The organism is Bradyrhizobium sp. CSA207 (assembly GCF_029051685.1).
In the GTDB taxonomy this organism is placed as follows: Bacteria; Pseudomonadota; Alphaproteobacteria; order Rhizobiales; family Xanthobacteraceae; genus Bradyrhizobium.
Genome location: NZ_JAACFT010000012.1, coordinates 187,965 through 202,607, shown reverse-complemented (window position 1 = coordinate 202,607; position 14,643 = coordinate 187,965). Strand labels below are relative to the sequence as shown.

Genomic DNA, 14,643 nt, shown 5'->3' with positions numbered 1-14,643 from the left:
TAGGATTGGCTAATGCATTCAGCCACTTAGCTCAAATTTTGGGCAATCTCTTGCCGGGAGGCCTATATCCGGCTAAGGGTTTGTTTGGTGCGGTGCCGCAAATTGCGCGCTATTCGGGGGCACACCCCGGGCCAATCCCTCAAACCCAATGCCGCCTTCGCGCTACTCAAGCAGTGTGCGCGCGCTTGGCTGGTCTTTGGCACTGACAGGAACGAACCGAGATGAATGTAAGGCAGCTCGATCTCTCCCGACGCACGATTGCGGTCGCCGCGGCCCTCATCGGCACGGTGTCGCTGGCGATCGGCGCCCATGCTGCTCTCAACATGCGCGCAATCGATGCCGCCAGGGCGGTCACCACCGACCAGATCACGGGCTCGATCGGCCATGCCTCGCGTCTGGCGCTGGTCATCGGCAATGGCCACTATCCCGACGCCAGCGCACCGCTGACGCAGTCGATCAACGACGCCCGCGCGCTGTCCTCGGCGCTGCGCAAGAACGGCTTTGACGTCGACATGGTGGAAGACGCGAGCAAGGACGACATGCTCCGTGCTGTCAACCGCCTGAAGTCCCGGATCAAGCACGATACCGTCGTCATGCTGTTCTTCGGCGGCTATGGCGTGCAGGCCGGCCGCGAGAGCTACATGATGCCGGTCGATGCCGTGATCTGGAAGGAGAGCGACGTCCGCCGCCACGGCGTCTCCATCGAGGGCGTGCTTGAGATGATGAAGGAGCAGGGCGCCAAGGCCAAGCTCGTTGTCGTCGATGCTTCCCGCCGCAATCCTTATGAGCGCCGCTTCCGTTCCTACAGCCACGGCCTGGCGCCGATCGGCACGCCCGACAATGCGTTGATCCTCTCCTCGGCGTCGCCCGGCAAGGTCGCCGACGACGGCAAGGGCGAGCACAGCACGCTGGTCAGCGAGCTTCTCAACAACCTCGATGCCCAGGCCAGCGCCGAAAGCGTCTTCAACAAGACCCGCGTCGCCATCTCCCGCGCCTCCGAAGGCGACCAGGTCCCGACCGTGTCCTCGTCGCTGCTCGAAGACGTCCGCCTCAGTGAGGCCGGCGGCTAGTTCACCCTCCCCTGGAGGGGGAGGGTCGATCGCGCGAAGCGCGAGCGGGGTGGGGTGATCTCTCCACTCGGGCACCGCTTGATTGGATGGACTGTCACCCCACCCCGCTTCGCATTTCGCTTCGCTGCATGCGAACCGACCCTCCCCCTCCAGGGCCCTCCGGGGGAGGGTAAGGACCGCATCTGCCGTTGGAGACCTACTTCGCCGCTTCCGCGCTCGCCATCACCGGGCGCACCGGGTCGCCTTCGCGCAGCAGCGCGCCGGCGCGGGCGACGACGATGTCGCCTTCATTGAGGCCGTCGCGGACCTCGATATTGCCGCCCGACATCAATCCAACCTCGACGCGCTTGGTCTCGACGCGGTTGCGCCGGATCACCTGCACCACGGTGCCGGCGGACGAATATTGCACGGCGGTCAGCGGCACCGCGACGTTGCAGCTCTGCCCGGTCTTGATCAGCGCCCGTCCGCTCGCGTTCAGCAACAGCCGCTTCTGCGACGAGATGCCGATATAGACGAGGCCCTGCTGGATGTTCGGCTCGACTGTCGGCCCGATGCGGCGCACCTTGCCGTCCATATCGCCGGCGCCGGCGATGCGCACGGTCGCCGGCTGGTTGACCGCAAGCCTCCTGATGTCGCTGGTCGCCACCAGGCCGACGAGATCATATTCGCTGCGCGCCACGATCGTGAACAGCGCTTCGCCCTTAGCCGAAGCGAGTCCGCCGATCTGCGCCGTCGACGTGGCGATGATGCCCGCCACCGGGGCTGCGACCTGGAGCGTGCCGCCTTCGGGCAGCGCCAGCCGTGCCAGCAACTGGCCGGCCGTGGTGGTGTCGCCGGCTTCCGCCAGCACCTCCGTCACCTTCAGCCCCGGCCGCTCCGGCCGCACCGAGGTTTCCTCGCGCGCGACGATCGTGCCCGTGGCCTCGACGATGTCGGAGAAACAGGACTTTGCCGCCTTCAGCACCGTGACCGCCGGCCCCTTCGGCGTGTCCTTGGGCGCATCCTTGGAGGCGTCGTCGGCGGCAGGCGCGGGCTGGGCGGACAGCACCAGCAGTCCGGCGAGTGCAACGAGTTTTTGGAAAAAGCAACGCGCAGGCAATGGACGCATAGGTCATTCCGGTTGGCCGCAAGGCCTCAATCGATAGCAGAAGCGGTCGCGGCCGGCCATGGGCGGATGGGGGCCGACGATGCCGCAGCAGGCGGCGCGATGCCGCCCGTTGAATTAGTCGCGGAAATGAAGATGAGGTTCGCCGTTCGCACCCTCCCCTGGAGGGGGAGGGTCGATCGCGCGAAGCGCGAGCGGGGTGGGGTGATCTCTCAATTCGGGCAGTGAGCGATGCGGAGAGACTATCACCCCACCCCGGCTCACATTTCGCTGCGCTCAATGTGAGCCGACCCTCCCCCTCCAGGGGAGGGTACGAGGAGATTCCCCTCACGGCAGGCTGACGAACTCCACCCAGTTCGGCTTCTTGCCGGTGGGATAGGATTTCAGCTTGGCGAGCGCGCCGCTGGTCTGGTCGATTGTATAGACCGTCATGCTGTCGGACGTCTCGCCGACCGCCGCGAGATAGCGGCCGGTGGGATCGATGTTGAAGCCGCGCGGCTGCTTTTCGGTCGGCACGCTGCCGATCGTGGTCAGCTTGCCGCTCGCCGCGTCGATCTTGTAGGCGGTGAGCGTGCTGGTGGTGCGCTCGGAGGCGTAGAGGAAGCGGCCGTCCGGCGTGACGTGGATGTCGGCCGCCCAAGGTTTGCCGGAAAAGCCTTCCGGCAGCGCCGTGGTGCGCTGGATTTCGTGCCATGCGCCGCTCTTCCCCTCATAGCTGAAGGCCGCGACGTCGGCGTTGAGCTCGTGGATGAGGTAGACGAGCTTGCTATTGGGATGGAACACGAAGTGCCGCGGCCCCGATTTCTCCGGCACCTTGATCGCCGGCGGATCGCCCGGTGTCAGCGTGCCAGTGGCGGCATCAAACGCAAAGCTCAGCACCTGGTCGGAGCCGAGATTGGTTGCGAACACGAAGCGGTTGTCGGGCGAGGGCAGGATCGCGTGCGCGTTCAGCCCGGTCGGGATCACCTGCTTCGGCTCGCCGGCGAGGCCGTTTGCGAGCAGCGGATTCACCGCGACCTTGTTGCCGCCATAGGAGGCGCTGAACAGGAATTTGCCGCCGCGGTCGGTCGCGATATTGGCCATGCTGTCGGCGAGCGGTCCGCCGCCGATACGGCTGAGCTGTCCGGTTTTGGGGTCGATCGCAAAGCTCACCGCCTGGAACGGCTGCGAGCGGATGCCGGCGACCAGCACGCGCTTGTCGGGGGTGACCGCCAGCGGCGTCGAGGAGCCGGGCTTCTCGACGCCGGTGAAAGCGGCCGTCTGCACCGGCACCATCTCACCGCTCGCGTCCATCTTGAACACGCTGATGTCGTTGCTGTCGGCATTGCCGATATAGGCGAAGGTTTCGGCCATGCCGGTGCGGACTCCCAAAATGAGGGCGAGGAAAGCGAGCAAAGTGGCGGCGATCGCAGCGCGGGGCGCTCTGGATGCGATGCGGCGTGTCGGTCTGAGCATGGGCGTTCCTCCTTGAGCCGGTGCGGCGTTGTTGTTTGCGGCAGAGGATAGCGGCAGGCGCTCCGTCGCACCAAACTCCAATTGGGATCGATCGATGCCGAGATTGTATCGGTCACGCCTTCTATCGCACCGCCGCTTCCAGGCTGCGGGAGGGGACATGCAGGCCGGAGGCGCGCTCGGGCGGTCCCAGCACGGTCCACACGGCGACCGCAAGCAATGCCGAGGTCAGGAGGGTCCAGGCGACCAGTCGTTTGCGCATCAGCCGGATCCGTCGTCGAAAATCCCGTGCGAGAACCATCGTGCACTGCAAACCGCGACGATCCTATGAACTCGTTCACAGCCGAAGAGCGCCGACGCCATTGCGAACCAATGCCGCGCGAGTGAATTGATCCGACATGCCCCAAGAAAACGCGCAAGAAAACGATCTCAAAAACGATCTCGAAGGTAAGTCCGACATGGGCGGCAAGCACGGCGGTCAGGCCGGCCAGCCCAAACTGCTGCCGCGCCCCCGCGAACACGAGCGGGATGAAGACGTCGTGGCAAAGCGCCACACCGGTCAAACCGATCGCAGGGTCCCGCCGACCAACAAAAATAGCCCCGCGCTTCGCCCGCACATTCGCGGGCGTCCGCCCGGCCGCATATCGGGAAACGGCAGCCATGTCCCGCGTCCCCCCGGGTCTCGCGGGCGGAGGATACTCAAACGGAGGCTGACACGTGTTTTGGATCTATTGGGACACCGCCTGGTCGCTCATCATCAGCGGCATCATGTTCGCCACCATCGTCGCCCATCCGGACGCCGAGCTGGCTGAAGTGCGCGCCGCCAGATTGGGGATGTGAACGTCCGGTATTCCTGAGTCTGGCGTTGCCATCGCGGCTTCGCCTTCGCGGCGAGTCAGGCCGCCGCCTGCGCCGACAGCAGCTGCTTCAACTTCGCCGCCGGCACCGCCGGGCTGAACAGCCAGCCCTGCATCTGGCTGCATCCGAGCTGCCGCAGCACCTCGCGCTGCGCCTCGGTCTCGACGCCTTCGGCCGTCGTCGCCATGTGGCGCGCGGCGGCCATGTGCACCACAGCCTGCACGATCGGCGAGGAATCCTCGGGCTCGCCGATGTCGCTGATGAAGCTGCGGTCGATCTTGATCTTGTCGAACGGGAATCTGTGCAGATAGCTCAGTGACGAATAGCCGGTGCCGAAATCGTCGAGCGCGATGCGCACGCCGAGCTCGCGCAGCTGCTGCAGGATCGTCAGCGCCTCGGCGTCGTCGCGGATCAGCACGGTCTCGGTGATCTCGAGCTCGAGCCGTCCGGGCGCGAGGCCCGATTCCGCAAGCGCGGCGGCAACCTTCAGCGCCAGCGTCCTGGAGCGGAACTGCACCGGCGAGACGTTGACGGCGATTTGGATATCGCCGGGCCAACCGGCCGCCTCCGTGCAAGCCTGCTTGAGCACCCACTCGCCGATCTCAGCGATCAATCCGGTGTCTTCGGCGACCGGGATGAATTCCGCGGGCGAGACCATGCCGCGCTCCGGATGGTGCCAGCGCAGCAGTGCCTCGCAGCCGGTCACCACATTGGCCGCAAGATCGACCAGCGGCTGGTAATGCACCTCGAACTCGCCGCGGGCGAGCGCCTGGCGCAGGTCGAACTCGAGGAGGCGGCGCTGCCTCGCCTTGGCATCGTATTCGGGCACGAAGATGCGGAAGGTGCGGCGGCCCTCGGATTTCGCGGCGTACATCGCAAGATCGGCGCGCTTGAGCAAATCGTCGAGATTGTCGCCATGGTCCGGCGCGATCGCGATGCCGATGCTGGCGTCGGTCGGGATCTCCTGGCCCTTGCAGTCCACCGGCGTGCGCAGCGTGTTCAGGATCCGCTCCGCCAGCGCGGTCAGCTCGGCCGGGTCGCGGGTAGCCGCCTTGACGATGGCGAATTCGTCGCCCCCTAGCCGCGCCACCAGATCGTTGCCGCTGACGCAGGCGCGCAGGCGGTTTGCCACCTGGCGCAGCAATTCGTCGCCGACCTCGTGGCCGAGCGAATCGTTGACGCCCTTGAACTCGTCGACGTCGATATAGAGGATCGCGAACGGCTTGCCTTCGCTGAGCTCCGCGACGCGGCGCTCCAGATGGCCGCGCATCAGCACGCGGTTGGGAAGATCGGTCAGCGCGTCGTAATGCGCCATGTGCGCGATGCGCTCGTCGGCGCGGATGCGCTCGGTGACGTCGTCATGGGTGGCGAGCCAGCCGCCGGCGGCGCCGGGCTGGTTCTTGATCTCGATCAGGCGGCCGTCGGCGGTCTCCACGATGGCGCTCTGCGTAAGTCCGACATTGCTCAAGATGCCGTCGCAATAGCAATCGACGTCGCCGTGGAACGAGCCGGTGTCGTGGCGGTGCTGGATCACGTCGCGGAAATGGACGCCCGGCTTCACCACGGCAGTCGACAGTTGGTACATCTCGACGTAGCGCCGATTGCAGACGATGAGCCGCTCGTCCTGGTCGAACATCAGAAGGCCCTGCGTCATCGTGTTCAGCGCGGTGTCGAGCCGCTGCTTCTCCAGCGAGAGCCGGTGCGTCACCTGGCGAAAGATCAGGAACAGCGTGAGCACGAGCAGGCCGACCGACAGCACCGCGACGGTGACGAAGAACTTGGTTTGCGTGCGCCAGGTGGCGAGCGTGGCGTCGAGCGATTTGGTCGCGATCACGACCAGCGGCTCGCCGGCGAGCAGGCGCGCGGCGACGAGGCGGTCCTTGCCGTCGATCGGGCTTGCGAGCTGGGTGGTGACGAAGGTGCGCTGGAACACGGCCATCTGCTCCGGCGAGCCCGTGCGGTAGTTCTGCCCGATCATGGCGTCGACATGCGGAATGCGCGCGAGCAACTGGCCGTTCTGGTGATGCATGGCGATCGAGGAGTCCTCGCCGAGCCCGGTCGAGGCGAAGAACGATTCGAGCTGATCCGGCGCGATCGCGCGCGAGACGATGCCGAAGAACTCGCCGCGAGGCCCCGACACGCGCCGGGCGAACACGATGACCGGCGCGTTGCCGATCCGGCCCGCTACGACCTCGATCTCCTCCTGCGCGGCCGGATCATTCTTGAGCCGGTTGAAATAGCCGCGGTCGCCGATCGAAATATCGGCGACCGGCCAGCGCCGCGACGAGTTGATCAGCACGCCGTTCGCGTCGAATACATTGGCGCCGGCGACATCGGTCCAGCCGCTGGCTTTGGCGCGCAGCGCTTCATGCACGGCGAGCGTGGCCATCTCGCTGCGGAAGACGTCCGCGGATTCGATGCCATGGCTTTCGAGCTCGGCGATGACGCTCTTCTGCAGCACCGCAAAATCCTCGAACTCGCGGTCGAAATGTCGGGCGAGCAGCCGCACCGCGCTCTCCAGGCTGTCGCGGCCGCTCTCGATCGCGTTCTGCCGGAAGCGGTCGACGGTCAGCGCCGTGCCGATGGCGGTCGCGACCATCAGCACGAAGCCGCCGACGATCAGCCATGTCAGCGGCGCGCCGCGCCAGCGGCGGAGCAATACGCGCATGCGCGCGCTCCATCGGATCGATGTGCCCATCCAGCCCTCCCGTGGGATGCAAGATGCGGCAAAACCGACAAGACCGGGTTACCTGCAAGGCTTGTTATCTGCAAGGGTTAGGGAAGTATGAATCGGAAGCAAATCGGCGGGTTCCGGCGAGCGCAGGTGAAGCCGGCCAGGGCGGCGCGCCGGTTCATCCGCGGCGCCTGGAAGCGAAGCGGCGATCATCCCATCGGCCGGCTTGCTGCCGTGGCCAAATCGGCGCAGGCTGGCGCGGTTGATCTACGACCAAGGGTTTGTTTTTCGATGATAACCGCATTCAAGGCCCTCATTGCATTCTGCGTGCTTGCGGTCGTCGGCACCGCGCTGGTGATTGGCCCCACAGAGCTGCGCCGGTTTCTGCCGGGCGGTGCGCCGGCCGAGATCGCCGCCAAGCCCGAGGTCAAGCCCGAGCCGAGAGCAGGGGAGCCAAAGCTCGCCGCCGGCGCGCAGCCCGCGCCATCCGCAGCGCCGGCCGCCGCGCCGCAGGCGGGCGCCGTGGCCGAGACGCAGAAGCAGGTCACGGCCGCGCTCGCCGATCTCGCGCCGGTCAAGCCGCCGCCGGCCGCAGCCGACACAGGTCCCCGTTTCGACGTCGCCCGCATCGACGACCACGGCGAGTCGGCGGTGATCGCCGGCCAGGCCGCGCCGGGTGCGAAGGTCGAGCTGCTGCGTGACGGCAAGCCGCTCGATGCCGTGGTGGCCGACGCTTCGGGCCAGTTCGTCATGACGCCGCCGCAGCTTCCCGCTGGCAGCTATGAGCTGACGCTGCGCGCCAGGGCGCCGGATGGCACCGTCACGCAATCCGGCCGCACCATGTCGGTGACGATCGCCGAAGCCGCGCCGCCGCCCGCGCGTCCGGCACCAGCCGTCAAGCAGGAGGCGAAGCAAGTCGACAAGCCGGACGACAAAGCGGACATCGTGGCATCGTTGCCGTCAGCCGCGCCGCGCCATGCCTCGGCGTCGGACAGGGCGCAGCCCAGGATGATGGGACCAGCGAAGCCGAGGGCTTTGGCAAGGGCGCCAGCCGAGGCCGCTGGCGCAGCGGTCGCATCGGCTTCGCCCGCCGAGGTGTTCGGCACTGCGCCGACGCAGCAGGGTGGCAGCCGGGTGATTTCCCGCGGCGACAGCCTCTGGGCCCTCAGCCGCCTTGCCTACGGCGACGGCGCGCGCTACGCGGTGATCTTCAAGGCCAACCGCGACAAGATCCACAATCCCAATCTGATTTATCCCGGCCAGACCGTCGTGCTGCCGCAAAAGCCGCAGTGAGCCGGCGGTCTCTCCTGAACCTGGCCGGCGGAGTTCGGCCGCAGTTGCGATGAAGGTGCGCTCCCTCTCCCGCTTGCGGGGGAGGGTCGGGGTGGGGGTGTCTCCGCGTCGGGATTGTTGAGATTGGGGACGATATCCCGCCGTGGCGAGAGCCCTCACCCGCCGCGCTCGGGACGATGCTTCGCATCGCCCGGGGCGCGTCGGCCTCTCCCGCAAGCGGGAGAGGCGGAGCAAGCCCGCGGACAATCCCCGTGAAACGCAGCACGTCGCATCCGGGACCGCGGAACCTTCAGTTCCCTTGTGCGTCATTGTGATACGGCGTGATGCGCGCTTGGCGTGGGAGGAGGGCCAAGAAGTGGTCGGCTTAGTGGTCAGGTCAGTGGTCCCATCGAGACCGCGCATGGGACTTGCGCTGGCCAGCGCGGCCTTGGTGGCTCTCGCAGTGCTGCTGCCCAATCGGGCCGAGGCGCAGTTCGGATTGCGCGGCGGTCCGCTCGGTGTTGCGCGCTTTGCCGTCGGCCATGTGATCGGCCTGTCGCGGCTGCGCCATGCCCGCATGGCGGTGCGAGGCGGGCGCACCCGCTCCGCTGCGCTGCGATCGCAAGATCCTCGTAATGACCCCCGCGGCGCCGAGCGTGACCAGCTCGCCAATCCCTACGTTCTGCGTGCCGCGCTTACGGCGGAAGCTGCGCTGTCGGGCTGGCACGGCGGCCGCCGCCCGCAAGGCTGGTGGCGGCATCCTGACGGCAGCTACGGCTGGGCTGGTCCGGTGTTCTGGCCGTTCGCGCATGACGATCTCACCAACGCGGTCATCTTCGGCGATCCGACCAGCCTCTCGCTCTATGGCTATGGCGACATCTATGCCGCGCTCTTCGCGCCCTATGCGGCCGCAGAGCTCGCCGCCTACACCGCGCCGCAAGGTCGGCGCGCGCGAAAGGTCCCGTCCGTCGAGAACGTCTGCGATGCCAGCGACACCGGCGGCCTGCCGGTCGAGCGCATCGCCGCCGCGGTGCAGCCGAACGAATCGCAGCGCACCGCGCTCGACGAGCTCGCGTCGGCCTGGACTGCGGCGGGCGACACCATCCGCGGCGCCTGCCCGGCGCAGGCGCCAGCGAACGCACCGGATCGCCTCGCTTTGATGCGCGATCGCCTCGAGGCCATGATCAAGGCAGCGGACGCCGTGGCGCCATCGCTCGCAAAATTCGTCGATCTCCTTAGTGACGACCAGAAAGCAAAGCTCGATGCGCTGGCAAAAGACCGCCGCGCCGCGCTTGCCTCAATCCAGCAAAAGAACCCCCAGGCGAATTCGGCCTGCAAGGCGGATAGCGATCCCCGCTATGACGAGCAGATGCAGCGACAGTACGAGCAACTGGTGCAGCAGCAATGGCCCGCGGCCGACATCGCCGCCACGCTCCGTCTCGACGAGGTCGCCCGCGCCAGGTTTGAGGTGCTCCAGGACACCGCGCTGCGCACCATGCAGACGCTGAGCGCCTGCCCAACGAAGCCCGAAGCAACCCCGCAAGCCCGCCTCAAAGCGGCCAAAGCGCGGCTCGAAACCATGCTGCAAGCCGTGAACGGCGTCGCCGATGCGCTGGATGATTTCGAGGCGGATCTGAGCGACGAGCAGAAGGCGGGGTTTGAGGCGATCGGGCCGAAGCGGGGGGCGTGATTACCTCGCGAAGACGTGCTGAGATGCCTGCGATCGAGCGCCCTGCTGCTGAACTTGTAAGAGATTCTTACAAGCTGCGATTTGAATAAACGCACGCGCCGCCGGCTCGCATGGCGGCAAATGCAGGCACATCGTTGCCCTTGACTGAGTCGGAGGCGCCGCGCGGCTTGCGGGCACTCGATCAATGATTTGTTCCGCTGCGTCCAGCGCGCGGCGAATCAGCTAATCATAATTGTCAGCCAGGAATTCCGAGGCCAACCGGCCGCCGCCGCTGCCGGTAGGAGCGCGCCCAAGCGTGGGCCAGGGCTTTTCCCGTAGGATTAAGCTTGGAAAAACCGAGGCACTAGACATTCAACTGTTGCTTCCAGGTTCGGACTGGCCCCAAAACGTCAAAATGATCGACACAGCCATGATTATCCAAGGAAATCTGTTCTCACGAGATTTCCTTCTCGACGGAATTCGTCGGACGCCCGAATGGCTGGCGCTCGACGACGCCAGCGTCGACAATCTGAAAGATGACCTCGTAGCCATCTTTCGTCGGCTGCCCCTCAACCGAGCAACAAGTGAGAGCCAGACCGAGGACGAACTTATCTGGCCAGTTCTGGAGCGACTCGATTGGATTGATTGGCTGCGTCAGCAGAACCTAGCTGTAAGGGGGCGGGACGACGTTCCCGACGGACTATTATTTGCGAACGCGGGTGCAAAGGTTCAAGCTAACAAGTTCGATGAAACTTGGAAGCGTTACCAGCACGGCCTCGTATTAGTTGAATCTAAACGTTGGGGACGCCCGCTGGATCGACGAACTGGCGGACGCAGCTCTGGGGAGGAGGTCACCGCACCTTCTACTCAAATGCTTCGGTATCTTCGCCGTGCAGACGATATCACTGGAGGGAAGCTTCGCTGGGGGATGTTGACCAACGGGGCCCGCTGGCGATTGTACTTCCAAGGAGCTAGGTCCATCTCCGAAGAGTTCTTTGAGCTGGACTTAGCCCACGCGTTGCAGATCGTGGGATACGAAGGTGGCCTCTTTGCCTTGAGCGCGGAAGAGCAGCGCCACTGGCTCCGTGTATTTCTTGTTGTTTTCTCTCGCGGCTCCTTTCTTCCTTCGCCAGGGGTTGGGACGACGTTCCATCAACGTGCATTAGAGCTTGGACGCTTCTACGAGGAGCATGTCGCAGCTAATCTTTCGACCTTGGTATTCCAAGACGTATTTCCGAAGTTAGTCCGAGCGATAGCTGGGGCCGCGCCGTCTGCCGCGCTATCCGAGGTGCGTGATGCCTCGCTGATCCTCTTGTACCGACTGCTATTTATCCTATACGCGGAAGATCGAGATCTGCTTCCGGTGCGTGATGCCCGTTACGATAACTACAGCTTACGTGACAAAGTCCGCCTCGACGTCGGACGACGAAAGGGCGCCGGCGATACTTTCTCGGAGACTGCTTCGCGATACTGGGCGGTCATCGATGATCTCTGCCGAGCAATTGACAAAGGCGATGGCTCCATAGGGCTGCCCCCCTACAACGGTGGTCTTTTCGATCAACAGCGAACCCCACTTCTTACCACCTTCCGCCTCGGCGATGCTGTTATCGCCGATGTGATTGATGCCCTTTCGTTTGATCACTCTTCCGGAGAACGAAAGTACATCAATTACCGGGACCTTTCCGTTCGACAGCTCGGCTCCATTTATGAACGACTGCTTGAGCATGAGGTTCGTCGTAAATCCGGCTCACTCGAAATCAGACCTAACATCTTTGCTCGCAAAGGCTCCGGAAGCTACTACACGCCCGATGATCTCGTCGTTCTCATCATCCAACGAACAATTGAGCCTCTTATCGCGGAAAAGATGTCTGCGTTTCGCGATAAGAGCGAAGAGCTAGCGAAGAGGCGGGATTCAGCCGCAGTTCGGCGTGCCACCTTGGCGACGTTAGATCCGGCAACTCAGATATTGGCGCTGCGCATTTGTGATCCCGCCATGGGTTCGGGGCACTTCCTGGTTGCTCTGGTGGACTATCTCACCGACCAAGTAATCGCAGCGGTTGCGGAATCTGAGAAGGTGGGCGAATGGGCGGAGTACGTCTCCCCGTTGGGCAATCGGATCGAGGACATCAGGAACACAATCTTCAAGAATGCAACGGATAACAATTGGTCGTTGGATTTTGACCAGCTTGATGATCGTCACATTATTCGCCGGATGGTTCTAAAACGCTGCGTGTACGGCGTGGACAAAAACCCAATGGCAGTGGAGCTGTCGAAGGTTTCGCTTTGGCTTCACACATTTACTGTCGGAGCCCCTCTGTCATTTCTTGACCACCACCTGCGCTGCGGGGACAGTCTATTCGGCTCCTGGGTTAGGGCAGGCATGGATCGTGCTTCGGCGCTCGGTGCGCCGCTCCTGCTGCATGGGCCCACAACTCGAGCGATGCGCGCAGCTGCGTCCATGCAAATCATCGAGGGATTAACCGACGCCGAAATTGCGGAGGCCCATCGATCCAAAGACGTTTTTGACGAGGTCTACGAGATGACTTCGCCACTAAACGCCTTCCTATCTTTGGTTCATGCGTTTGATTGGCTGAACATTCGTGGTCGCGAGGATCGAGCCGCACTAGCAGCTTACTTCGATGGCCAGTTTGGTGATCCAGTTCAGATCTCCCTCGGCGCGGAGCCCTCTTTAAATGATCGGACTGAGGGTTCGAAGTTTGCTGAAATCTTGACCAAGGCCCGACGCTTGGTTCGTGAGGAAGGATTTCTAAATTGGCAGGTCGCCTTTCCAGGCGTCTGGTCGAGTTGGGAAAGCGCTGAAAGAGGCGGCGGATTTGATGCGATAATTGGAAACCCGCCTTGGGATAGGCTGAAGCTACAAGAGGTAGAGTGGTGGGCGGCGCGAAAGCCCGAGATCGCTAGAGCCGAGACAGCGGCTAAGCGAAAGACGCTGATCAAGTCGTCGGAGAAAAGTGATCCTTCTCTTGCGGCAGATTTCAATTTGGCTGTTGAGCGCGCGGAAGCGGCGAGTCGTGTTGCGAGAAGTGGTCCTGATTATCCCCTTCTTTCTGGGGGAGATACGAATCTGAACTCGCTTTTTATCGAGCGAGCACACGCGTTGGTAAAGCCTGGCGGAATGATTGGGCTTCTCGTCCCGTCGGGAATTGCGTCGGACCAGAGTTCTGCGAACTTCTTCCGCAAGCTGACTGACGATAAACGGCTGGCTTGCGTCATAGATTTCTTCAACAAGAGAGCCGACGGTACGCTATTTTTTCCCGACGTATACTATCGCTTCAAGTTCTGTGCCTACGTGGCTGGCGGCTTGTCCCGTCGATTTGCCCAAATATCTTTTGGGTTCTTTGTTCGAGACCTGGAGGAATTGAACAATCCTGATCGGGTGTTCGCTGTTTCCTCCGAGGATGTAGCGCGGATCAATCCAAATAGCCGCACCGCGCCCATTTTGCGAAGCCGACGCGATGCAGAACTGGCTTTGACAGTCTACCGCAAGTTCCCTGTGTTAGTTGATCGATCGCATGGGGACGAGTCGAGGTCGTGGCCCGTGCGATACGTGCGCATGTTTGATATGGCGAACGATTCTGAACTTTTCCGTACCGAGAAGGAGCTTGAGGAAAAAGAGGGCGCTTGGCGCCTGGAAGGCGATCGTTGGCGTTCTGCGCTGGGCGATTGGCTTCCTCTATATGAAGGAAAAATGGTCCAGGCTTATGATCATCGAGCTTCGGATATCGTCCTGGCCGATCAGAATCTCTTTCGAACAGGTCAAGGCAGTGAGTTGACAGTTGAGGATCATCTGGATCCGGGGCGCACCGCGAAGAGTCGCTACTGGGTGCAAGCAGCGTCCCTGCGTTGGGATGCTCAAACGGAATGGTGCATAGCAATTAAGGACGTTACGTCTGTTACCAACGCGCGAACAACGATTGCGACACTTATTCCTCGCGTAGCTGCTGGACATACGTTGCCAGTGATATTTCCAGCACCAGATGGTGGCAGTGAATGTCCTTCGCCTCCGTATTCAGAGTTCGCGGTGCTTGTGCTCGCAAATCTCAATTGCGTCGTTCTAGATTATCTTTCGCGTCAGAAAGTTCACGGAAACCATCTCGCGTGGTACCTTATTGAGCAACTTCCTCTTCTTTCCAAGCGGGATTATCGGCGGAAGTTCGGCTCTAAGTCCGCCGAGGAAATTGTTCGAGAGGTCGTCCTTGAGCTGACCTACACCTCAAACGACATGGCTCCTTTCGCTCGCGATATGAATTATCTCGACGCTGATGGTGATGTGAAGTCACCCTTCCTGTGGGATGAGCGGCGGCGCCTGTCTCTTCGTGCCAAGCTGGATGCTCTGTATTTTCATCTTTACGGCATCGTAGATCGTGAACAGATTCGGTATATCTATTCAACCTTCCCGGTCGTTGAGCGCGATGAGCAAGAACAATGGGGAAAGTATGCATCGCGCGATCTGTGCCTCTCTTGGATGAATGCCTTGGGTGCTGACATGCCCGATGAGAACATCGAGCTCCTCATCTGAGGT

General features: G+C 63.1%; 9 protein-coding genes. 5 read left to right on the top strand and 4 right to left on the bottom strand.

Annotation, left to right across the window (positions count from 1 at the left end):
- Positions 1-221 precede the first annotated feature (221 nt).
- The gene (locus tag GWG65_RS15955) at positions 222-1,070 is read left to right on the top strand and encodes a caspase family protein (protein ID WP_275196515.1); all 849 of its coding nucleotides are present in this window, start codon (positions 222-224) and stop codon (positions 1,068-1,070) included.
- Positions 1,071-1,266: 196 nt separating this feature from the next.
- On the opposite strand, the gene GWG65_RS15950 is transcribed toward GWG65_RS15955, so the two are convergent.
- The 3 genes from GWG65_RS15950 to GWG65_RS15940 form a co-directional block, all read right to left on the bottom strand.
- Entirely contained in the window at positions 1,267-2,178 is a 912-nt protein-coding gene (locus GWG65_RS15950; protein ID WP_275196514.1) for an HlyD family efflux transporter periplasmic adaptor subunit, read from the bottom strand.
- Between the two features lie 324 nt (positions 2,179-2,502).
- Entirely contained in the window at positions 2,503-3,630 is a 1,128-nt protein-coding gene (locus tag GWG65_RS15945) for a lactonase family protein (protein WP_275196513.1), read from the bottom strand.
- A 121-nt stretch (positions 3,631-3,751) separates the two neighbouring features.
- Positions 3,752-3,889, bottom strand: a complete 138-nt coding sequence (locus GWG65_RS15940) for a hypothetical protein (protein WP_275196512.1) — start codon at positions 3,887-3,889, stop codon at positions 3,752-3,754.
- A gap of 455 nt (positions 3,890-4,344) precedes the next feature.
- On the opposite strand from GWG65_RS15940, the gene GWG65_RS15935 reads away from it, so the two are divergent.
- The gene (locus GWG65_RS15935) at positions 4,345-4,467 is read left to right on the top strand and encodes a hypothetical protein (protein ID WP_275196511.1); all 123 of its coding nucleotides are present in this window, start codon (positions 4,345-4,347) and stop codon (positions 4,465-4,467) included.
- 55 nt (positions 4,468-4,522) lie between these two features.
- Here the strand turns inward: GWG65_RS15935 and GWG65_RS15930 are convergent, their stop codons facing one another.
- Positions 4,523-7,183 (bottom strand): EAL domain-containing protein, encoded by a 2,661-nt coding sequence (locus GWG65_RS15930; RefSeq protein WP_275196510.1) that lies wholly within the window; start codon positions 7,181-7,183, stop codon positions 4,523-4,525.
- 267 nt (positions 7,184-7,450) lie between these two features.
- On the opposite strand from GWG65_RS15930, the gene GWG65_RS15925 reads away from it, so the two are divergent.
- The 3 genes from GWG65_RS15925 to GWG65_RS15915 all read left to right on the top strand — a co-directional run bounded on the left by GWG65_RS15925 (position 7,451) and on the right by GWG65_RS15915 (position 14,640).
- Positions 7,451-8,452 (top strand): LysM peptidoglycan-binding domain-containing protein, encoded by a 1,002-nt coding sequence (locus GWG65_RS15925; protein WP_275196509.1) that lies wholly within the window; start codon positions 7,451-7,453, stop codon positions 8,450-8,452.
- Between the two features lie 400 nt (positions 8,453-8,852).
- Entirely contained in the window at positions 8,853-10,121 is a 1,269-nt protein-coding gene (locus GWG65_RS15920; RefSeq protein ID WP_275196508.1) for a Spy/CpxP family protein refolding chaperone, read from the top strand.
- A 394-nt stretch (positions 10,122-10,515) separates the two neighbouring features.
- Positions 10,516-14,640, top strand: coding sequence for a hypothetical protein (locus GWG65_RS15915; protein WP_275196507.1), 4,125 nt, complete (start codon positions 10,516-10,518; stop codon positions 14,638-14,640).
- The last annotated feature ends 3 nt before the right edge of the window (positions 14,641-14,643 follow it).